This is a genomic window from Marinobacter bryozoorum, from assembly GCF_023156245.1.
Classification (GTDB): Bacteria; Pseudomonadota; Gammaproteobacteria; order Pseudomonadales; family Oleiphilaceae; genus Marinobacter; species Marinobacter bryozoorum.
The window spans coordinates 26,331-45,479 of sequence record NZ_JAKZAH010000031.1 but is presented as its reverse complement, the minus strand read 5'-3'; the positions used below and the strand labels follow the sequence as shown (position 1 = coordinate 45,479).

Genomic DNA, 19,149 nt, shown 5'->3' with positions numbered 1-19,149 from the left:
CCTTCGCCACCGCGCCTAGCTCTCAAGGCTCTCAGTGGCTCAGTAGATCAGCGAATTAACCAAACGGGACACTAGACCCACTTCCTATGAGGCCGGAAGCGGCCGAACAGGCTGGCCATGGCAATACCGAGCAAACCCAGGGAGCCTGGGCCCGAAACGGGCGCTGGGTCCGTTCCCGGGTTTGTCGGGTCTGAAACCTCGGCGCTGAAACCGATGTTCTGGAAATCAACTTGTCGGTTGGAACCCGTCAGAAATGCTGTCACGTACTGCACATTCAGAGGAGCGGCGAGGTTTATATCCTGGGCCTTAATGCCTGGGCTGCTACCCAGGTCAGGAAAGACTTCCAGGGTGCCAACTTCGGTATTCGAAGCGCTGAAGAACGTGAAATCAATTTCGTCAACATCGAAGTTCTCACCGGTGTAGTTCCAGAAATGGAGCGTACTGATGTCGTATTCCTGGCCGAAATCGAAGTCGAGCTCAAGTCCACCACCAACGCTATCTGCCGTAAACCAAATATGTGTGCTCTGGTTGTGAAATTCTTCGGCGTCCGCTGATGGCGCGTCGATAACTTTGTTGATTGTGTTGCCACCAGCAAAGGTGTTGTTGAACGAGCCGGACGATGTGCCCGATCCGACAGCTACCGAAATGTTAGTTTCGTTAAGGTAAACAGGCGCTGCAACGGCATTCACAGCACCGAACGTACAGATTAATAAAACGCAGCTAAGAGAGGGTTTAAATAACATCCATAGTCTCCTTATACCGTGGGTTTATTGCATGGCGAACCCAAGCAATTCCGGCGCCATGAAGGATTTATCTAATGTATTCCGGAGAGTTCTGTCGGAAGAGCACTTGGTGCTGTAAACCAGGTTGACAAGGAAATGTGTAACTATCCGCGCCAGTTATACGCATTGAGCTTTTCGGGCCATCTGCTGCGGTGAGGTCGAATTGAACCCGAGCGGGCTCATACGGTGGGAAATGGCTGGCCCCGGTTTAATCATCCGGCACGGGAAAGGTTTTGGAGCATTGGCACGCGAATGAAGAGGTAGCGGGTTGCCTATGGTCGCAGGTTATAGAGAAATAGATCTGTCCCGGTTGCCAAAAGCATGCTAAAACGTCGCCGCCCGGAGGCCGATCATGATCGAGCGTCCCAGGCACCCTCTCTTTCACCAGGATGTCAGCATGTCAGACAAGTTTTTCTACAAGGGCCGGCAGGACGCTCGCCAGCACCACACTGCCTACGGCGGCTTTGAGACCAGGGCTAGCAAGAAGGCGGGCAGCAAAAAGTACCCGCTGAACCTGGTGGTCACCAGCGAGGCTCGCAAGCAGGAAGTCGAAGCCCAGGTGGCAGAGGCGGGGCTCTATGCGAACATCACCGTTGATCTCAGCGAAGGGGCCAAAGAGTCCATCAGCGAACTGACAGCCCTCTCCGGAAAAGGGGCGACGGTGACCACGGCCAAGGCTCCGTCCCGGAACGATCCCTGTACCTGCGGCAGTGGCAACAAATTCAAGAAGTGCTGCGGCTGAAGGCCGTCAGGAGAATAGTATGGTGATCTGTGGCGTCGAACTGACCGGTAACGACGCGGTGGTCTGTTTACTGATTCTGGATCGCGGCCAGTTCAGCCTGCCGGAGAGCAAGGTACGAAAGCTGTCGCTGAACCGGAACTACACCCGGGAAGATCTGAAGCAGTTCCAGTCAGATTTCGTTGGCCTGGCGGCCGAGTACGGTGTCTCCCGTGTTGTCATCAAGGAGCGGATGCAAAAGGGCAAGTTCGCCGGCGGCGCCGTCAGCTTCAAGCTGGAGGCCGCCATCCAGCTCATTTCCGGGTTGGATCTGGAAGTAACGTTACTTCCGCCAGCACTGATCAAGTCCACTCTTGCAGCCAATCCGTTGCCGGTGCCGTTCGCTGAAACCGGGCTAAAGGCCTTCCAGGAAACGGCCTTTACTGTTGCCTATGTGGGTCATATGAGGGCTGCCGCCTGACAGGCCGACCCAACCCGGGGCCTGGCGGGACACTAGGGTTCAGTTCTGGCGGTTAGCTACCCAGCCGGTCTGAAAACTGTGAAACCGCATCTACCACCTGTTGCGAGGCGTCCTGGATGTCTTTGATCACGTTACTGGCCTCCACCATCTGTTGATTGACGTGCTCGGCCTGCTTTCTGCCCGTTTCAATGATGTCCACTGCCTGAGAGGTCAGTTCCTGGTTCTGTCCGACTACGCCGACGATTTCTTCAGTAGTGGATGAAGTGCGACGGGCCAGTTCTCTTACCTCATCGGCCACCACCGCAAAGCCGCGGCCCTGATCGCCAGCACGGGCCGCCTCGATGGCCGCATTCAGTGCCAGTAAATTGGTCTGGTCCGCTATACCGCTGATGCTCTGTATGAGTGAATTGATTTTCTGGGATTGCTGATCCAGGTTGCCGATGCTCTCGGCAGCGCTGGTCATTTGCTCAGCCAGTTTCTGCATGACTTCGGCGGTTTCATGCATCACCTCCATCCCGCGCTTGGCGCTGGCGTCGGTAGCCTTGGATGTTTCAAAGGCGACGCCGGCGGCATTGGCCACTTCACGTTCCTGAGAGACCTGTTCGGTGATCACGGTGGCAAACTTGACCACCTTGTAAAATTCGTCCTGGGAGTTCTGAAGCGGGTTATAGGATGCCTCCAGCCAGACTTCGTTCCCAAACTTGTCGATACGCCGGAAGCGATCCGCCACAAACTGACCCTGGCGGAGGCGCGCCCAGAAATGCTCGTACTCCGGGGATTCATAAACATCAGGGGCGCAGAACATGCGGTGGTGCTGGCCCTTGATCTCATCCAGGGTGTATCCCAACGAATTCAGGAACAGGTCATTGGCAGTCAGCACATGGCCGTCCATGTCGAATTCGATCACCGCCGTTGAGCGCTGCATCGCATTGATGAGGTTTTCGTGTTCCTTGGAGGTGCTAATGGTGCGGGTGAGGTTATTCGCGAACGCCTTGTAGCCATTCAGCTCACCGTTTCGATGCTTTACCGGGCAAAGGGTGGTCCGCAGCCACAGTGTTGTTTCATCGCTATTGCTGACCTGCCAGGCACCAACCCAGACCTCCTGGTTCTCGAGCCCGGACTTCATCTTCAGGAAGTGCCCGGTATTACGCAGGGGCTGCGGCACCAGTTCCGTCATTCGTTTGCCGGTAACAGAGTCAGCGCCTGGGCCAAATTCCGACCTGAACTTCTCGTTAACAGAGGTTATAGTCCCTGACCGGTCCATCTCGAGAACCATCATCTCACTGGATACGCTATCGAGAAGTTGACTCAGCATAAACAGTTCATCCTGAAGCGTGGAGTTCTCCTGCCGTGCTTTGCTGTGAAACATACCTGTGATCTCTCGGTTGATCAGATGGTTAGAGCGGTGCACACCAAACATCCATACTCAGTAACAAGGCCTCGAGCCGACAACCAGTTTGTTGAGACTGCTGCCAATGGGGCTCGCTCATCCCTGCTGGTTTAGGAGTCGTTGGGCTGGCATGTGGCCGAGTGCTGTATGTGTAACGGCTGCAAAAGCGAGAGCTGGAGGTTTTTGGTAGCGCTGAGTGTGAAGTTTTGGCTCGTGATGCTTCTGGATCCCGGTTATCCCGCCTATCAATCATGGCGACGGTATTTGTTAGTATGACCACCTTTCCATCGAGACAACGACCAACCGCCGCCCAATGAACACACCTTTCAAGCTCCGGCCTTACCAACAGGAAGCGGTGGAAGCCACGCTGCGTCACTTCCGACAATCCGATGAGTCAGCCGTGATTGTGCTGCCCACCGGCGCCGGTAAAAGCCTGGTCATTGCCGAGCTGGCCCGCCTTGCCCGCCGCAAGATCCTGGTGCTTACCCACGTCAAGGAGCTGGTGGAGCAGAATCACGCCAAGTACGAGAGCTATGGGTCAACCGCTGGCATCTTCTCCGCCGGTCTGAAGCGTCGGGAAAACCAGCACCAGGTGACCTTTGCCAGCGTGCAATCGGTATCGGCGAACCTGGATCACTTCGGGGATGAATACTCATTGGTCATCATCGATGAGTGCCATCGGGTCAGCGGTGAGGAAACCAGTCAGTATCAACGGATCATTGAACTGCTGAGGCAGCAAAACGCTTCCCTCAAAGTGCTCGGGCTCACCGCCACCCCCTACCGGCTGGCCATGGGCTGGATCTATCGCTACCACTACCGGGGCTTTGTTCGGGGCTCGGATGAAGAGCGGGACAAGCCCTTTGGGCGCTGCATTTACGAACTGCCGTTAAGCTACATGATCAATCGGGGCTACCTCACCCGGCCGGAGCTGGTGAACGCGGCGGTGGCGCACTACGATTTCTCCGCGTTGCCCAGGGACCGTTTTGGCGAATACGCCGAGAGGGACGTCAACGAGCTGCTGGGCAAACACCAGCGTGTAACACGAGCCATCATCGAGCAGGTGATTGAGCTGGCAGCTGATCGCCAGGGAGTGATGATCTTTGCGGCAACGGTAGAGCATGCAAGGGAGATTACCGGTTACCTTCCGGAAGACCAGGCCGCGCTGATTACCGGTGCAACGGATCAGAAAGACCGGGATCGGCTGATCCGGCGCTTCAAGCAGCGGCAGTTGAAGTACCTGGTAAATGTGTCTGTACTCACCACGGGCTTCGATGCGCCCCACGTGGACTTTATCGCCATTCTTCGGCCCACCCAGTCGGTCAGTCTGTATCAGCAGATTGTGGGTCGCGGTCTTCGTCTGGACGAAGGCAAGCAGGATTGCCTGGTGATTGACTATGCGGGCAATCATGTGAACTTGTGCCACCCGGAGGTAGGGGAACCAAAACCCAACCCCGACAGCGAGCCGGTGCAGGTATTCTGCCCGGGCTGTGGCTTTGCCAATATCTTCTGGGGCAAGACAGACGCTGAAGGCCGTGTTGTTGAGCATTACGGCCGCCGCTGCCAGGGGCTGCTGGAGCCAGCAGATGGGGACAGGCCCGTCGGGCCGAACGGGCGTGCGCAACAATGCGATTACCGTTTTCGTTTCAAGGAATGCCCGCACTGTGGTGGCGAGAATGACATTGCGGCCCGTAATTGCGGACAGTGCCAAACAGCCATTATCGACCCGGATGATCAGTTAAGGGATGCGCTGAAACTCAAGGATGCAATGGTGATCCGCTGCGCCGGGATAACATTAAGTATTGATGGCAGTAAACTGAGGATCACCTATCACGGTGAAGACGGGGAAGAGCTCGGCGAGTCGTTCGATTTCGGCAGGCCGGCGCAGCGCACCGTTTTCAACCGGTTGTTCGGACGTCGTTTTGCCAACAGCCAGGCCCCGAAAGCCTTCAGCAAGGCGGAGGAGGTGCTGGAGATGCAAGCCATGCTGCCGGCGCCGGACTTTGTCATTGCCCGCAAGCAAAAGCACTACTGGCAGGTTCAGGAACGGATCTTCGATTATCAGGGCAGCTATCGTAAGGCGTACTGAGCCTGGGGATAACTTCAAGCTACTCTCCGAAACACCAGAAGGCGGTTGTTGGCAGGCATGGGATGGTTTTCAGCAAGGGTCATCCCGGCCGATTCAGTCAGGGCGCTGAGGTCGGTGAGGTCCCGGATGCCCATATGTGGCGCCTGGGATTTCAGATGCTGGTCAAAGCGACGGTTGCTCTCACTCGAGTATTCACCCTGGTTGTTGAAAGGTCCGTACAGGCAAAAGGCGCCATCTTCTGGCAGGCGCTCGCCGATATGGCGGAACATCTGTTCGACTTCGCGCCAGGACATGATGTGGACGGTATTGGCAGAGAAAACCCACCTGAAGGATTCGACCGGCCAGTTGGCCTCACTTACGTCCAGCTCAACGACCGGCAGGATGTTGGGCAGGGACGCCTGTTTCAGCCGGGGGCGACACAGGTGAGCCGACTCCGGGTGGTCACTCGGCTGCCATTGCAGGTGAGGCATGGCCTGCGCGAAATGCTCGGCGTGCTGTCCGGTGAGGGTGCCGATCTCCAGGACCTTGCCTGGTGCGTTGAAGATGGCCTTCAGCTTCTCGAGGATTGGGGCCTTGTTATTCTCGCAGGCTTGGGAACAGGGCAGGTCGCTGGTCATCGGGTAATTCTCCTCTCGCGGGCGACAGTCGCGGCTGTGATCTATTAGCTGAGATTAAAGTCGCTGGTGGCTATAATGGCATATCCTTAACCGTCGCAGAGAATCCTATGCCAATCGAAAAGAACCAGGTTGTCCTGTTTCACTACAGCGTCAGTGATGAACAGGGTAATGTCGTTGAAGACTCCCGTGGCGGCGAGCCCAACGCCTACCTGCACGGCCACGGCGGCATCATCCGGGGCCTGGAAGAAGCACTGGAGGGTCGCGACGCCGGCGAAAGTTTCACGGTTACCGTTACTCCGGACAAGGGCTACGGTCCCCGTAAGGATGACGCCATCCAGCGTGTACCGATCAAGCACCTGATGGGCGCCAAACGCTGGAAGCCGGGGATGATCGCCCAGGTGCAAACTGAGCATGGTCCTCGCCACGTACTCGTTGCCAAGGTTGGCCACAAGTTTGCCGATGTGGACACCAACCATCCCATGGCCGGCAGAACCCTGACCTTCGATGTGGAAATCATTGAAGTGCGCCCGGCCGACGCGCAGGAGATAGCCCACGGCCACGTGCATGGCCCCGGCGGGCATCACTGAAGCCCGGTGCTTTCAGCCCGCAAGCACTTGTGTTGGCCGGACTGGTGTGTCGTTGTAGCTTGTCTTTTGCCCAGTGCCAGGTTCGGGCTGACCGCGAGAAGTGATACCCTCTGTCCTCGCGATCAAGCCTGAACGCCGACACCCGGCAGGCCGCTATCAATCCGGAGTTTGAGCATTACCCATGAGAGTCATCATTCGCTATTTTTTCCGCACTCTGCGCCTGGTACTGACCCCCTTCATGCTACTCAGCGAAAAGCTCAGTACGCCCAAAAGCGTAACCCGTTCCGCTGACGAGCAGGCCCGTGTCGACGAGGCCAGTAAAAACCTCGCCCTGTACCAGTTCGGTGCCTGCCCGTTCTGCATCAAGGTGCGCAAGGAGATCGCCCGACTTGGCCTGAACATCGAAACCCGCGATGCCCAGCATGACCAGCGGCATCGGGCAGACCTGGAAGCCGGAGGCGGCCGCATCAAGGTTCCCTGCCTGAAGATTCACCAGGATGATGGTAGCGTCAGCTGGCTGTACGAATCCGACGACATCAAGGCATGGCTGCAAGAGCGCTTTGAGCCCGCGTGACTGCTAAGCTCAACAGACACGCCCAACAGCCAGGTTGAGAAGACAGCATGGATGGAGAAAGCAGCAGCCCGAAGTATGACGCAACCCGAAGAACCAGCCCGCTGGCATTCTTTCGGGGTTTCCTGCGTGAGCCGGCCCAGGTAGGTTCGGTTATTCCCAGTTCACGATTCCTGGAGAAGCGGATTGTCGATGCGGCAGACCTGTCATCAGCCAGGCTGGTGGTGGAGCTGGGGCCCGGAACGGGAGGGACTACCCGTACCTTTCTTCGGCAACTTGGTCCCGATGCGCGTTTGCTGTCCATTGAGCTGAGCCCCTGGTTTCATGAATTACTCCATGAGATCGATGATCCACGTTTCATCAACTACCAGGGCAGTGCCGAGGACCTTGGCGAGATCCTGGCCTGGCACCAGCTTGGGCAGCCGGATGTGGTGATCTCCGGTATACCGTTTTCGAAAATGCCGGAGCAGGTGGGTACGCGTGTAGCGCAGGCGGTGCAGGACTCCCTCGTGGAAGGCGGTTGCTTCGTCGCCTATCAGTTTCTTGGGGACGTGGCGAGGATTACCACGCCGGTGATGGGGCCGGCAGTCAGCACGGCGCTGGAACTGCTGAACATTCCGCCGATGCGGGTGTATCGCTGGCGTAAGCCGTGGCCGGCCGAGTCAGATCCTGCCAACACTGAATCATCGCTGTAATGCCCGATCCTACCGGCTTTTGCGATAGACTCCCAAGACACTAACCGAAAGAGCCGTGGCCCCGTTATGAGCGATAACCCGTTAAGGCAAATTCTCCAGATGGATGGCGAGGAGCGTTATGACTACTTCCTGAGCGAAGTGGCCGAGGAGCGCGAGATCTGGATTCTGGTCAATGCCGACCAACACTTCCTGAAAATCGTATCGGACGAAGACGGCGTGGCGTACCTGCCGGTCTGGCCCCATTCAGAGCTTGCCCTGGATTATGCCCGGGCAGCCGGTGACCTCTCACCAAAAAGTATTTCGCTTCCGGATTTCTTCAAGAAATGGGTGCCAGGACTCACCAGGGACGGGCTGCAGATTGGTGTTCTCCCTGGCGAAGATGGGGAACTCTGGATCACCGCGCCGGAGGAGCTCAAGGGCGATCTGCAGGAGGCGATGGCAAGCTTCTAGGCCCGCACCTGGGTCCACAGCCGTTCCGGGCAAGGCAAAGGCGGAATGAACTTCCCGGAACGTTGCAGCGGAACTATCCTTGTTGACTGAGGGTCAAAAGCCTAGTTTCTGTTTCCCCGCAATCGCTAAAAGGAATTACCCCATGAATGTATCGTCGATTCTGAATCAGCTCATCGGCCAGGCTTCAGGCCAGTCCGGTGGCAAAGGCTCCAGCAGTGGGATGGATGTGGGTCGCGTAGTCGACAGCCTTTCCTCGCAATTAAAAGGTTCGTCGGGTTCGACTGGTGGTATCGATCTGAAAAGCCTGCTGGGTGGCGGCGCGCTGGGTCTGATGGTCGGCTCGAAACGGGGCCGGAAGATGGGCGGCAAGGCGATCAAGTACGGCGCCCTCGCCGGTATCGGCGTGCTGGCCTGGAAGGCTTATCAAAATTATCAGAGCGGGTCTGGTGCTGATGCGTCGCAGGGCCAACCCCTTGAGCATTTGCAGGGGCAGGCCCGGGAACAACGGGGCCTGGAAATCCTGCAGGCGATGATTATGGCAGCCCGTGCTGATGGCCATATTGATGCCAATGAGCGTGCCGTACTGACTCAGGAAATCGAGAAGCTGGGCGCTGACGACGAGTTGCAGGTCTGGGTTCAGCAGCAGTTCGACGCACCACTGGATGCTGATGTGCTCGCCCTGCAGGCCGACTCACCCCAGGCCGCACGGGAAATCTATCTGGTCAGTGCCGTGATTATCGACGACCAGAACCCCATGGAGCGAGCTTGGCTTGACCAGCTGGCTAACGCCCTGAAGCTGCCGCCGACGTTGACGAAAGAACTGGACCGCCAGGTGCTCGAGCCAGCCTGAGCCTGGCCAGATTATGAGTTCCTGTCTGAAGGGGATAAGCCGGTGCTGAGCCAGTCGGGCGAGACGGAATGACAGACCAACGTGCAAAGGCATTGCGCCGGGTTGATCGGTTCAGCCGGCTCATGGACAGCGCAATCGGTATACCGGGCACTCGCTTCTCTGTCGGATTGGACGGCTTGTTGGGGCTGGTGCCGGTGATCGGTGATATGACCGGGTTGTTGCTGTCGGGCTACATCCTGGTGGAGGCGCAGAGGGCCGGGGCCAGTCGGAAGGCCAGGGCCCACATTCTCAAGAACATCCTGCTGGATGCGGTTATCGGCTCGGTGCCGGTGCTAGGCGATGGCTTTGACTTTTTCTACAAGGCCAACCTGCGCAACGCACGCATCCTGCGGGATGAACTCAGTGAGATATCCGGAAGCAGCAATTCAGCCGTCACACCGGGCCGTGATCAATCACAGACAGCGCCTCGTTAACCCCGAACACCTTTGCATTTACCTCCGGTACACCAAACTCCTTGAGCCTGCGGGAGTGCATGTCGAGATAGGCGCGGGCGCTGGTTTCGTCCTCGAACAGATAGATGCCACCGGCTTCCCGTTTATCAGCCCTCTCTTGCAGTTTCCAGAGTGGCTGGCTTCAACTGGAACAGGGATTTTCGTTCAAGGCGGGCTCTCTCTCCGTTAGACTGGGTGTATCCGACCTCTACCCGGGGCCATTACACAAAGCAGACTCGTACGACGTTCCATGCCTGAAGATCCCCTCAAAGCTCTGTCCGATATGGCCAGCGATGCCCACGCCCGCATCCAGCAGGCCCATGAACACATCAACCCCGTCGTCAGCGTCAGGCGGGGCATGCGTGATGTGGGTATTCCTGCCGACGCCATGACCATTGACTGCCTGCGCACGCGTCGGCGGATCAACCTGATCCTGCACGATGAGCAGCCGGGCGTTTTGCTTTATCAGTTTGTGACCATCGATGAGGAGGCCGGGGATACGTTCCAGCCGGTGGATTTCTCAAGCGTCAGCGTGGACACACTGATTCAGTGGATGGAAGAGTTTTTCGGCTGGGATGGATAAGAACTACCCTTACCAGTGGCAGCCGGCCAGGGTCCGTGCAGAATTCTTCCGGCTGCTTCCTATCTCGCTGTTTGTCGTTGCCTTCGGTGCGGCCTTCGGACTGGCGGCGGTGCAGGAGGGGCTGACGCCGCTGCAGACGTTACTGATGAGCGTGACGGTGTTTGCCGGCGCATCCCAGTTTGCCGCGGTGGATATGTGGGGTACCGAGGTATCACTGATTCCGTTATTGGCCGTGGTGTTTGCAATCAACTCTCGTCACCTGCTGATGGGGGCCTCATTGTACCCGGTGCTGCGGGAACTGCCGCCAGGGAAACGCTACGGCGTGCTGCTGTTGCTGACCGATGCTAACTGGGCGGTGGCGGCCCAGGATTACCAGAATGGCCGCAAGAACCTGGAAGTCATCGTTGGTGGTGGCGCGGTGTTGTGGCTGGCCTGGGTGATTGGCACCGGGCTGGGCGTTTACTTCGGCGGCCTGCTCAAAGACCCGCAGGCGCTGGGCCTGGACATGGTGCTGGGGTGTTTTCTGCTGGCCATGGCACTGGGAGGCAAGAAGTCGCCCCGTACCCTGGTCGCGTGGGTGGTTGCCTCGGTGGCTGCGCTGGCGGCCTGGCGCTGGTTACCGCCCAACATCCATGTGGTTGTTGGCGCGCTCGCCGGTGGGGTAGTTGGATTTTTCTGGCTTGAGCCCCGGCAGGGTGGTCAACCCCGGGAGGAGCAGGAGGCGCCATGAGTATCGAGACCACACCCGCAGGTATCCTGGTCATCATCGCCCTCATGGCCGTGGTTACCCTGGCGACCCGCTATGGCGGCGCATTCGTTATGTCCTTTGTGCGGATCAGCCCCCGTATCGAGAGCTTCATCAATGCCATGGCCAGTTCGGTGCTGATCGCGATTATCGTGCCCATGGCCTTCAGCGGTGATGCCGGCGCGCTGGCGGCCCTGGCTACTACGGCCATCATCATGCTTGGCACAAGGCGTCCGCTGCCCGCGATTGCTGCAGGCATCCTGGTCGCAGCCCTTGTTCGCCTGGGGGTCGGGTAGATCCTGGACCTTTGCCTGGCCGGCCCCTGGTCAGCCCGGACGGTTCATCCGGAATTTTTGCCCTGGGCCGACGCTGAAATAATCCGCAGGGCCTCCGCCCCGCATGACCGGTTCAGCCGCACCGGTGTCGTAGATGCCATCCCTCAGCAGGTGCCTTGCAATATGCACCCCTACCACTTCGCCATAGACCATCCAGGTGTCTACGGGCACTCCGTCGGCACCGGTCAGGCGCAGTACCTGGGATACTTTGCACTCCAGAGCCACCGGGCTTTCTGCAACGTGGGGTGCCGATATGACCCGGGAGGGTCGTGGCGTCAGGCCGGAGAGAGTGAATTCGTCCTCCTCGGGGCCAACGGGCGCGCAGGTCTCATTCATGGCTTCGCTTAACGAGCGGGTAACCAGGTTCCAGCAGAACTCGCCGGTCTCCTCTGCGTTACGTACCGAGTCCTTATAGCCAATGCTGGAGAAACCAACGATGGGTGGATGGTAATTGAATGCGTTGAAGAAGCTGTAGGGGGCAAGATTCAGGTTGCCCTGGCCATCGCGGGAGGAGATCCAGCCAATGGGGCGTGGTGCCACCAGGGCGTTGAACGGATCGTGGGCCAGTCCGTGTCCGTTGGCGGGTTCGTAGAAATGGATATCGTCTGCCATAGCGCACACCTTGTTATTGGATCGGTGTGGGCATCATAACCCCTTTGGCAGTGGGGATGGCCAGTAGGTGGCCGGGTGAAAGGCAATAAAAAACCCCGCCGTGGCGGGGTTTTTCAGTCGATCTGACCAGTCAGGCTTTCAGCGCCTTGATCTTGGTGGTCAGACGGCTCTTGTGGCGAGCAACCTTGTTCTTGGCGAAGATGCCCTTGTTGACCATGCTGTCCATGATCGGCTGGGCTTCCTGGAAGGCCTTCTGGGCTTCTTCGTAGTTGCCGGCTTCGATCTTGGACTGAACCTTCTTCATGTAGGTACGCGCCATGGAACGCAGGCTGGCGTTATGCTTGCGGTTCTTTTCGTTCTGACGTGCGCGCTTCTTGGCTTGCGGGGTATTTGCCACCGTGTAACTCCTGAAAAATCTGTGTGAAAATCTGAATTCGCTGAGAGCGCCTTCGCGGAAGTCGCCCCGACAATCGTAGCCGCGCCCACTGCATTCGACGCGTCAAAATAAATGACGCGGAATCATGCCTTCAGACGCCGTCAATGTCAAGGGCCGGGCGCATCTCCCGACGCCCGCAAACCCTGTGATAAACTCCTGCCACCTTTACCACAGGAAGCGGTTTGAATGCGCCAGTCGGAGTCCCCGGAAACCCCGCCACAACCCCCGCAAGCACCCGGCCTGTTGCGATCGTCCGGCGTGGTGGGTGTAATGACCATGCTTTCCCGGGTACTGGGGCTGGTTCGGGATATGGTGATTGCGCGGTATTTCGGGGCCGGCGCCGGGGCAGATGCCTTCTTCGTGGCATTCAAGATTCCGAACTTCCTGCGCCGCCTGTTTGCCGAGGGGGCCTTCTCCCAGGCCTTCGTGCCGGTGCTTTCATCCTATCGTGAGCAGGGTGACATTACCGAGGTCAGGCGCCTGGTCAATGCAGTGGCCGGCTCTCTCGGGCTGGTGTTGCTGGCGGTCACCGTGGTGGCCATGGCTGGCTCCCCGGTGCTGACAGCCGTCTTCGCGCCTGGCTTCACGGATGACGCCGTCAAGTTCGGCCTGGCCAGCGACATGCTGCGCATCACCTTTCCTTATTTATTGCTGATCTCCCTGACAGCATTTGCCGGGGCCATCCTCAACAGCTACGACCGGTTTGCGGTCCCGGCATTCACCCCGGTCATCCTGAACCTGTCGATGATCAGCGCGGCGATCTTTATGACCCCGTTGATGGACGAGCCGGTCATGGCGCTTGCCTGGGGCGTATTCATCGCCGGTGCGTTGCAGTTGTTCTTTCAGTTGCCATTTTTGATGCGTCTGGGGCTCATGCCCCGACCGCGGGTGGATTACCGCCATGAAGGGGTCCGCCGGATCCTGAAGCTGATGGCGCCGGCCTTGTTTGGCGTATCCGTCAGCCAGATCAACCTGCTGCTGGATACGGTGCTGGCGTCGTTTCTGCAGACCGGCAGTGTGTCCTGGCTCTATTATTCCGATCGTTTATCGGAGCTGCCGCTGGGCGTGTTCGGGATTGCCATCGGCACGGTTATCCTGCCCAACCTCTCCCGCAAGCACGCCTCGCAGTCCCGCGACGAATTTGCAGCGACCGTGGACTGGGCGGTACGGGCCGTGCTGCTGATCGGTTTGCCGGCAGCCGTAGCATTGGTGCTGCTGGCTGAGCCGCTGATTGCCACCCTTTTCCACTACGGTGAGGTAACCGACCGGGACGTGGCCATGTCGGCCCAGAGCCTGCGGGCCTATTCCCTGGGGTTGCTCGCCTTCATGCTGATCAAGGTGCTGGCGCCCGGGTTCTTTGCCCGGGAGGATACCAGGACGCCGGTCAAGATCGGTGTGATCGCCATGGTGGCCAACATGGTCTTCAATCTCGCCCTGATCCTGCCCCTGGCCCACGCCGGCCTTGCCCTGGCAACGTCGCTATCGGCCTGGCTGAACGCGTTCCTGCTCTGGCGCGGCCTGGCAAAAGAGGGCGCCTGGAAGGCCCAGGCCGGGGCCATGAAGTTCCTGTTGCAGTTGGCGGTGGCCAATGGAGTGCTGGCTGGTGTGATACTGCTGCTCAATGAGCCGGTGCCCACCTGGCTGGCGTATGGCGGCCTGGATCGTGCGCTTGAAATGGCGGTGCTGGTCGCCGCAGGTGTTGCGGTCTACTTCCTGACTCTCGCCCTGGTGGGCGTGAGGGTAAGACATTTCCGCCGTCGATAGGTTATAATCGCGCGTTTTCTCACCAGCAACATCAGGTTGCTGGCAAGCATCCAATAGAGGGTTCGCAGTACGCATGCGTCTGATCCGGGGGCTGACCAACCTCAAGCTGCTGTCACACCAGGAGAATACCTTTCTGTCTCGGGGCTGCGTGGCCACCGTGGGCAACTTCGATGGTGTGCACCTGGGGCATCAGACCATCCTCGACCAGGTAAAAGACAAGGCCACTGAACTGGGTGTGCCATCCGTGGCCATGGTGTTCGAGCCCCAGCCCCGGGAGTTCTTCCAGGGGGATGATGCGCCACCGAGGCTGACCGGATTCCGCCAGAAGTTCGAGGCCATCCTGTCCCACGGGGTGGACTGTGTGCTGTGCCTGAAGTTCGACGAGAACTTCCGCAGCTATTCCGGCATGGGCTTTATTGAGGACGTGCTGATCGACGGCCTGAAAGTCCACCACCTGGTGGTGGGGGACGATTTCCGCTTTGGCTGCGACCGCGCCGGAGACTTCCAGCTGCTCCGTGAGGTAGGGGAGACGGAAGGCTTCTCCGTGGAGAACACCCGAACCGTCACCATCGACGGGGAGCGTGTCAGCAGCACGCGGATACGCAATGCCCTCCAGACAAACCAGCTTGAGCTGGCCGGGCGCCTACTTGGCCACCCTTACACCATTCGCGGCAAGGTGGTGTATGGCCGTCAGCTGGGCCGTACCATTGGCGCACCGACCGTCAATATACTGCTGGATCGGTTGGCCCCCTTGCGGGGCGTGTACGTGGTGGACGTGGAACTGCCGGATGGCAGTCGCCGTGACGGAGTGGCCAATATCGGCCTGCGGCCTACGGTAGACGGCCGCCAGCCCTCGCTGGAAGTGCACCTGCTGGACTTTGCTGGCACACTTTATGGCCAGCGTATTGCTGTCACGTTCCGCCACCCGCTGCGGGACGAGATCAAGTTTGATTCCATTGATGAACTCAAAGACCAGATCGCCCGGGATTTCGAGAATGCCCGGGCGTGGATCGCCGACCACGGCACGGTCGCCAACCAACACTGACCGAGAGACTATGAGCGACTACAAGCACACGCTGAATCTGCCTGAAACCGCCTTCCCCATGCGCGGTAACCTGGCCAAACGCGAGCCCGACATGCTCAAGCGCTGGCAGGACCTGGATGTGTACGGCAACCTGCGCCAGCAGCGGGAAGGCCGGGACAAGTTCATTCTTCACGATGGCCCTCCCTACGCCAACGGCAGCATTCATATCGGTCACGCGGTCAACAAGATTCTCAAGGACATGATCGTCAAGTCCCGCAGCTTCATGGGCTATGACGCGCCCTACGTGCCCGGCTGGGACTGCCATGGCCTGCCCATCGAGCACAAGGTGGAACAGGAAATCGGCAAGGCCGGGGTCAAGGTAGACTACAAGACCTTCCGCCAGGCCTGTCGTGACTACGCCACCAAGCAGATCGAAGGCCAGAAGGCTGATTTTATTCGCCTGGGCGTCATGGGCGAGTGGGACAAACCCTACCTGACCATGGATCCGAAGGTGGAAGCAGGCATCGTCCGTGCTCTGGGCAAGATCGTCGCCAAGGGGCACCTGGTTCGTGGCTTCAAGCCGGTCTACTGGAGCGTGGTCGGTCAGTCCGCGCTGGCCGAGGCGGAGGTTGAATACCAGGACAAGACCTCAACGCAGATCGATGTGCGCTTCACCGCCGTGGATCAAGGCAAGGCGCTGGCGGCCTTCGGGACCGACCAGGGGCAGGGCGATGTCTCTGTCGTGATCTGGACCACCACTCCCTGGACCATTCCGGCCAACCAGGCGGTGTCCCTCCACGCGGAGCTGGAGTACGCCCTGGTGCAGACCGATGTGGGCCATGGCCCGGAACGGATGATCCTGGCGGCTGAGATGGTCGAGGGCATCATGAGCCGTTGGGATGTGGAGCAGTTTGAAGTACTGGCCACCTGCAAGGGCGAGGCCCTGGAGCGGCTTGAGTTGCACCACCCGATCTACGACAAGCAGGTGCCTGTTGTGCTGGGTGACCACGTCTCTACCGACGCAGGTACCGGCGCGGTCCATACTGCACCGGATCACGGTATGGAAGACTTTGAAGTGGGCAAGGCCTATGGCATCGGCACCATCAACCTGGTCCGTGCGGACGGCACCTACACCGACGCCGCCGGCGAGTTTGCCGGGGTGCACGTATACAAGGCGGATGAACCTGTCTGCTCCGCCTTGGAGCGGGAAGGCAAGCTGGTGCGCTCGGAGAAGTTCCAGCACAGTTACCCGCACTGCTGGCGGACCAAGACCCCGCTGATCTACCGGGCGACGCCCCAGTGGTTTATCAGCATGGACAAGGAAAACCTCCGCGCCGACGCCCTGGAAGCCATCAAGGGTGTGCGCTGGGTACCCGCCTGGGGCCAGAACCGTATCGAAGCCATGTTCGAGCAGAGCCCGGACTGGTGTATCTCCCGTCAGCGCACCTGGGGTGTGCCCATCACCTTGTTCGTCAACAAGGAAACCCAGGAGCTGCACCCGGACACCCAGGCCCTGATCGAAAAGGCCGCCCAGGCCATCGAGAAGGATGGCATCGACGCCTGGTATGACCTCGATATCAACGACATGCTGGGCGCCGACGCGGACCGGTACGAGAAGGTCACCGATACCCTGGACGTGTGGTTTGACTCGGGCGTTACCCATGAATCGGTCCTTCGCCCCCGGTCAGAGCTGGGCCAATTCCCGGCGGATATGTACCTGGAAGGCTCCGACCAGCACCGTGGCTGGTTCCAGTCCTCCCTGAAGACCTCCATCGCCATGAACGGCGTGGCACCCTACAAGCAGGTGCTCACTCACGGCTTCACCGTGGATGGCAAAGGTCGCAAGATGTCCAAGTCCCTGGGCAACGTGATTGCGCCCCAGGAGGTGATGAACGAACTGGGTGCCGACATCCTGCGCCTGTGGGTGTCTGCCACCGACTACAGCGGCGAGATGACGGTGTCCAAGGACATCCTCAAGCAGACCGCCGACGGCTATCGTCGTATCCGCAACACCGCCCGCTTCCTGCTGAGCAACCTCACCGGTTTTGACCCGGCGGAGCATATGGTGGCGCCGGAGGACATGATTGCCCTGGACCGCTGGATGGTGGACCGTGCCCTGCAGCTGCAGAACGAGCTGAACGAGGATTACGGCAACTACGCCTTCCTGCGAATCTACCAGAAGGTCTATAACTTCTGTGAGGCTACCCTGGGTGGCTTCTACCTGGACATCATCAAGGACCGCCAGTACACCACCCCGGCTGACAGCCTGGCCCGCCGTTCCTGTCAGACCGCGCTCTACCACGTGGCCGAAGCCCTGGTGCGCTGGATTGCGCCGATCCTCAGCTTCACCGCCGATGAGATCTGGCAGCACCTACCAGGTGAGCGGGGCGAGACCGTGTTCTATGAAACCTGGTACGAAGGCCTTACCGCGCTGCCGGACAATGCCGAACTGGGTCGTGACTACTGGCGCGAAATCTATAGCGTCAAGGAAGCCGTCAACAAGTGCCTGGAAGAAGCTCGCGGCCGTGGTGAGATCAAGGGTTCTCTCAGTGCGGAAGTGACCCTGTACTGCGAGGGCGAACTGGCGGACCGGCTGAAGCATCTGGATGAGGAGCTTCGCTTTGTGCTGATCACCTCCGAAGCCGCCGTACGCCCGATCTCCGAGGCGGATGGCGCCGAGCAGACTGGTCACGAAGGCTTGATGGTCAAAGTAACCCCGGCGACCCACGCCAAGTGCGAACGCTGCTGGCACCACCGGGAAGACGTTGGCCAGCACGGGACATACACCGATCTGTGCGGCCGCTGTGTGACCAACGTGGAAGGCCCGGGTGAAACCCGCTCCTTTGCCTGACGGAGTGGAACGCTGATGGACGCTGCCATGACACAGGAACAGACCGGCACCAAACTGAAGTGGCTATGGCTGGCCGTGGCGGTGATTGCCATCGACCTGGGCACCAAGGCCATGGCCACCGCCATGCTGACCTACGGCCAGCCAGTGCCGGTGGTGCCCATGTTCAACCTGACCCTGCTGCACAACACGGGTGCGGCGTTCAGCTTCCTGGCAGACGCGGCCGGCTGGCAGCGCTGGTTCTTCGTGGCGCTGGCGGTAGTCGTCAGTGTGGTGCTGGTCTACTGGCTGAAGGGACTGAAACGCAACGAAACCTGGACCGCCGTCGCCATCGCCCTGATCCTTGGTGGCGCGATTGGTAACGTCTATGACCGGGTAGTCCACGGCTACGTAGTGGACTTCCTCCACTTCTACTGGCAGGACTGGCACTTCCCGGCCTTCAACCTGGCCGACACCGCCATCACCATCGGTGCCGGCATGATGATACTCGACATGTTCCGCAAGCCCGACGACCAGGCGGCGGACGGGAGCAACCGATAGCCATGAAAGAACTGCCCATCGACCAGGGAACCCGGGTGACCCTCAACTTCGCCCTCAAGTTCACCGACGGCCAGGTCATCGACTCCACCTTTGAAAAAGAGCCGGCCAGGCTGGAAATCGGCGACGAAAACCTGCCGGAAAACTTCGAGGCCTATCTGATGGGCCTCAAGGCCGGCGACCGGGAAACCTTCGAAGTCCCCCCGGAAAAAGCCTTCGGCCAGCACAACCCCAGCAACGTACAAACCTTCAAGCGCCACGAATTCAGCGCCGACATGGTGCTTGAACCCGGCGTCATGATCTCCTTCGCCGACGCCCGCCAGAGCGAATTACCCGGTGTGGTCAGCCGCGTGGAAGGGGACCAGGTGGACGTGGACTTCAATCACCCGCTGGCGGGGCGTACACTGGTGTTTGAGGTAGAAATTATTGACGTTGAACCTGTTGCGACAGCGCATTAGTTGGCGACTCGCAACCAGTTACGAGGATTCGATGCGGAGAGTACCGCCCCGCAGCGAAGCCAGACTCCCAAGCCAGCAGGCCCGAGTAA

General features: G+C 59.3%; 23 protein-coding genes. 17 read left to right on the top strand and 6 right to left on the bottom strand.

The genetic code is table 11. The features are described 5' to 3' along the window. Window positions 1-71: 71 nt before the first annotated feature. Window positions 72-743: a DUF4457 domain-containing protein gene (locus MLC59_RS14900; RefSeq protein WP_248235714.1), complete on the bottom strand. Its 672-nt coding sequence runs from the start codon at window positions 741-743 to the stop codon at window positions 72-74. A gap of 436 nt (window positions 744-1,179) precedes the next feature. Here MLC59_RS14900 and MLC59_RS14895 point away from each other — a divergent pair, with 436 nt between their 5' ends. Both MLC59_RS14895 and MLC59_RS14890 read left to right on the top strand, forming a co-directional pair. Next, window positions 1,180-1,524, top strand: a complete 345-nt coding sequence (locus tag MLC59_RS14895) for a PBPRA1643 family SWIM/SEC-C metal-binding motif protein (protein ID WP_248235713.1) — start codon at window positions 1,180-1,182, stop codon at window positions 1,522-1,524. 19 nt (window positions 1,525-1,543) lie between these two features. Beyond that, on the top strand, window positions 1,544-1,981 hold the full coding sequence (locus tag MLC59_RS14890; RefSeq protein ID WP_248235712.1) for a DUF3010 family protein: 438 nt from the start codon (window positions 1,544-1,546) through the stop codon (window positions 1,979-1,981). 52 nt (window positions 1,982-2,033) lie between these two features. Here the strand turns inward: MLC59_RS14890 and MLC59_RS14885 are convergent, their stop codons facing one another. After that, on the bottom strand, window positions 2,034-3,296 hold the full coding sequence (locus MLC59_RS14885; RefSeq protein ID WP_345799785.1) for a methyl-accepting chemotaxis protein: 1,263 nt from the start codon (window positions 3,294-3,296) through the stop codon (window positions 2,034-2,036). A 388-nt stretch (window positions 3,297-3,684) separates the two neighbouring features. Between MLC59_RS14885 and radD the strand changes: the two genes are divergently transcribed. Beyond that, complete coding sequence (radD, locus tag MLC59_RS14880; RefSeq protein WP_248235710.1) at window positions 3,685-5,457, top strand: DNA repair helicase RadD; 1,773 nt, start codon at window positions 3,685-3,687, stop codon at window positions 5,455-5,457. 14 nt (window positions 5,458-5,471) lie between these two features. Here the strand turns inward: radD and MLC59_RS14875 are convergent, their stop codons facing one another. Then, window positions 5,472-6,074 (bottom strand): DUF938 domain-containing protein, encoded by a 603-nt coding sequence (locus MLC59_RS14875; protein WP_248235709.1) that lies wholly within the window; start codon window positions 6,072-6,074, stop codon window positions 5,472-5,474. Between the two features lie 107 nt (window positions 6,075-6,181). On the opposite strand from MLC59_RS14875, the gene MLC59_RS14870 reads away from it, so the two are divergent. The 6 genes from MLC59_RS14870 to MLC59_RS14845 all read left to right on the top strand — a co-directional run bounded on the left by MLC59_RS14870 (window position 6,182) and on the right by MLC59_RS14845 (window position 9,700). Further along, complete coding sequence (locus MLC59_RS14870; protein ID WP_248235708.1) at window positions 6,182-6,661, top strand: FKBP-type peptidyl-prolyl cis-trans isomerase; 480 nt, start codon at window positions 6,182-6,184, stop codon at window positions 6,659-6,661. A 181-nt stretch (window positions 6,662-6,842) separates the two neighbouring features. Then, a complete protein-coding gene (locus tag MLC59_RS14865; protein WP_248235707.1) occupies window positions 6,843-7,235 on the top strand; it encodes a glutaredoxin family protein in 393 nt (130 codons plus the stop codon). 47 nt (window positions 7,236-7,282) lie between these two features. Beyond that, the gene (locus MLC59_RS14860) at window positions 7,283-7,927 is read left to right on the top strand and encodes a class I SAM-dependent methyltransferase (RefSeq protein ID WP_248235706.1); all 645 of its coding nucleotides are present in this window, start codon (window positions 7,283-7,285) and stop codon (window positions 7,925-7,927) included. A gap of 66 nt (window positions 7,928-7,993) precedes the next feature. Continuing rightward, the gene (locus MLC59_RS14855) at window positions 7,994-8,377 is read left to right on the top strand and encodes a DUF2750 domain-containing protein (protein ID WP_248235705.1); all 384 of its coding nucleotides are present in this window, start codon (window positions 7,994-7,996) and stop codon (window positions 8,375-8,377) included. 142 nt (window positions 8,378-8,519) lie between these two features. Then, on the top strand, window positions 8,520-9,227 hold the full coding sequence (locus MLC59_RS14850; protein ID WP_248235704.1) for a tellurite resistance TerB family protein: 708 nt from the start codon (window positions 8,520-8,522) through the stop codon (window positions 9,225-9,227). A 68-nt stretch (window positions 9,228-9,295) separates the two neighbouring features. Further along, window positions 9,296-9,700 (top strand): DUF4112 domain-containing protein, encoded by a 405-nt coding sequence (locus MLC59_RS14845; protein WP_248235703.1) that lies wholly within the window; start codon window positions 9,296-9,298, stop codon window positions 9,698-9,700. Here the strand turns inward: MLC59_RS14845 and MLC59_RS14840 are convergent. Then, window positions 9,660-9,800, bottom strand: a complete 141-nt coding sequence (locus tag MLC59_RS14840; protein WP_248235717.1) for a YdhR family protein — start codon at window positions 9,798-9,800, stop codon at window positions 9,660-9,662. The two genes, MLC59_RS14845 and MLC59_RS14840, sit on opposite strands and share 41 nt — an antisense overlap. A gap of 168 nt (window positions 9,801-9,968) precedes the next feature. Between MLC59_RS14840 and MLC59_RS14835 the strand changes: the two genes are divergently transcribed. Genes MLC59_RS14835 through MLC59_RS14825 form a run of 3 tightly spaced genes read left to right on the top strand, consistent with a single transcriptional unit; the run spans window position 9,969 to window position 11,342 of the window. Next, window positions 9,969-10,301 carry a hypothetical protein gene (locus MLC59_RS14835; RefSeq protein ID WP_248235702.1) on the top strand — a complete coding sequence of 111 codons (333 nt, stop codon included), beginning with the start codon at window positions 9,969-9,971 and terminating at the stop codon, window positions 10,299-10,301. Continuing rightward, complete coding sequence (locus MLC59_RS14830; RefSeq protein ID WP_248235701.1) at window positions 10,294-11,031, top strand: AzlC family ABC transporter permease; 738 nt, start codon at window positions 10,294-10,296, stop codon at window positions 11,029-11,031. The genes MLC59_RS14835 and MLC59_RS14830 overlap by 8 nt, the downstream gene beginning before the upstream one ends. Next, window positions 11,028-11,342, top strand: a complete 315-nt coding sequence (locus tag MLC59_RS14825; protein ID WP_248235700.1) for an AzlD family protein — start codon at window positions 11,028-11,030, stop codon at window positions 11,340-11,342. Before MLC59_RS14830 ends, MLC59_RS14825 begins: the two co-directional genes overlap by 4 nt. 30 nt (window positions 11,343-11,372) lie before the next feature. Here MLC59_RS14825 and MLC59_RS14820 read toward each other — a convergent pair whose 3' ends face one another. Continuing rightward, window positions 11,373-11,993 (bottom strand): flavin reductase family protein, encoded by a 621-nt coding sequence (locus MLC59_RS14820; RefSeq protein ID WP_248235699.1) that lies wholly within the window; start codon window positions 11,991-11,993, stop codon window positions 11,373-11,375. A 130-nt stretch (window positions 11,994-12,123) separates the two neighbouring features. Then, the gene (gene rpsT, locus MLC59_RS14815; protein ID WP_248235698.1) at window positions 12,124-12,390 is read right to left on the bottom strand and encodes a 30S ribosomal protein S20; all 267 of its coding nucleotides are present in this window, start codon (window positions 12,388-12,390) and stop codon (window positions 12,124-12,126) included. Window positions 12,391-12,615: 225 nt separating this feature from the next. Between rpsT and murJ the strand changes: the two genes are divergently transcribed. The 5 genes from murJ (at window position 12,616) to fkpB (ending at window position 19,060) form a co-directional block, all read left to right on the top strand. Next, the gene (murJ, locus tag MLC59_RS14810) at window positions 12,616-14,193 is read left to right on the top strand and encodes a murein biosynthesis integral membrane protein MurJ (RefSeq protein WP_248235697.1); all 1,578 of its coding nucleotides are present in this window, start codon (window positions 12,616-12,618) and stop codon (window positions 14,191-14,193) included. Window positions 14,194-14,266: 73 nt separating this feature from the next. Beyond that, window positions 14,267-15,238 (top strand): bifunctional riboflavin kinase/FAD synthetase, encoded by a 972-nt coding sequence (gene ribF, locus MLC59_RS14805; RefSeq protein WP_248235696.1) that lies wholly within the window; start codon window positions 14,267-14,269, stop codon window positions 15,236-15,238. 10 nt (window positions 15,239-15,248) lie between these two features. Next, window positions 15,249-18,068 carry an isoleucine--tRNA ligase gene (gene ileS, locus MLC59_RS14800; protein WP_248235695.1) on the top strand — a complete coding sequence of 940 codons (2,820 nt, stop codon included), beginning with the start codon at window positions 15,249-15,251 and terminating at the stop codon, window positions 18,066-18,068. 15 nt (window positions 18,069-18,083) lie between these two features. After that, window positions 18,084-18,605 carry a signal peptidase II gene (gene lspA, locus MLC59_RS14795; protein ID WP_248235694.1) on the top strand — a complete coding sequence of 174 codons (522 nt, stop codon included), beginning with the start codon at window positions 18,084-18,086 and terminating at the stop codon, window positions 18,603-18,605. A gap of 2 nt (window positions 18,606-18,607) precedes the next feature. Beyond that, the gene (fkpB, locus tag MLC59_RS14790) at window positions 18,608-19,060 is read left to right on the top strand and encodes an FKBP-type peptidyl-prolyl cis-trans isomerase (RefSeq protein WP_248235693.1); all 453 of its coding nucleotides are present in this window, start codon (window positions 18,608-18,610) and stop codon (window positions 19,058-19,060) included. Window positions 19,061-19,149 lie beyond the last annotated feature (89 nt).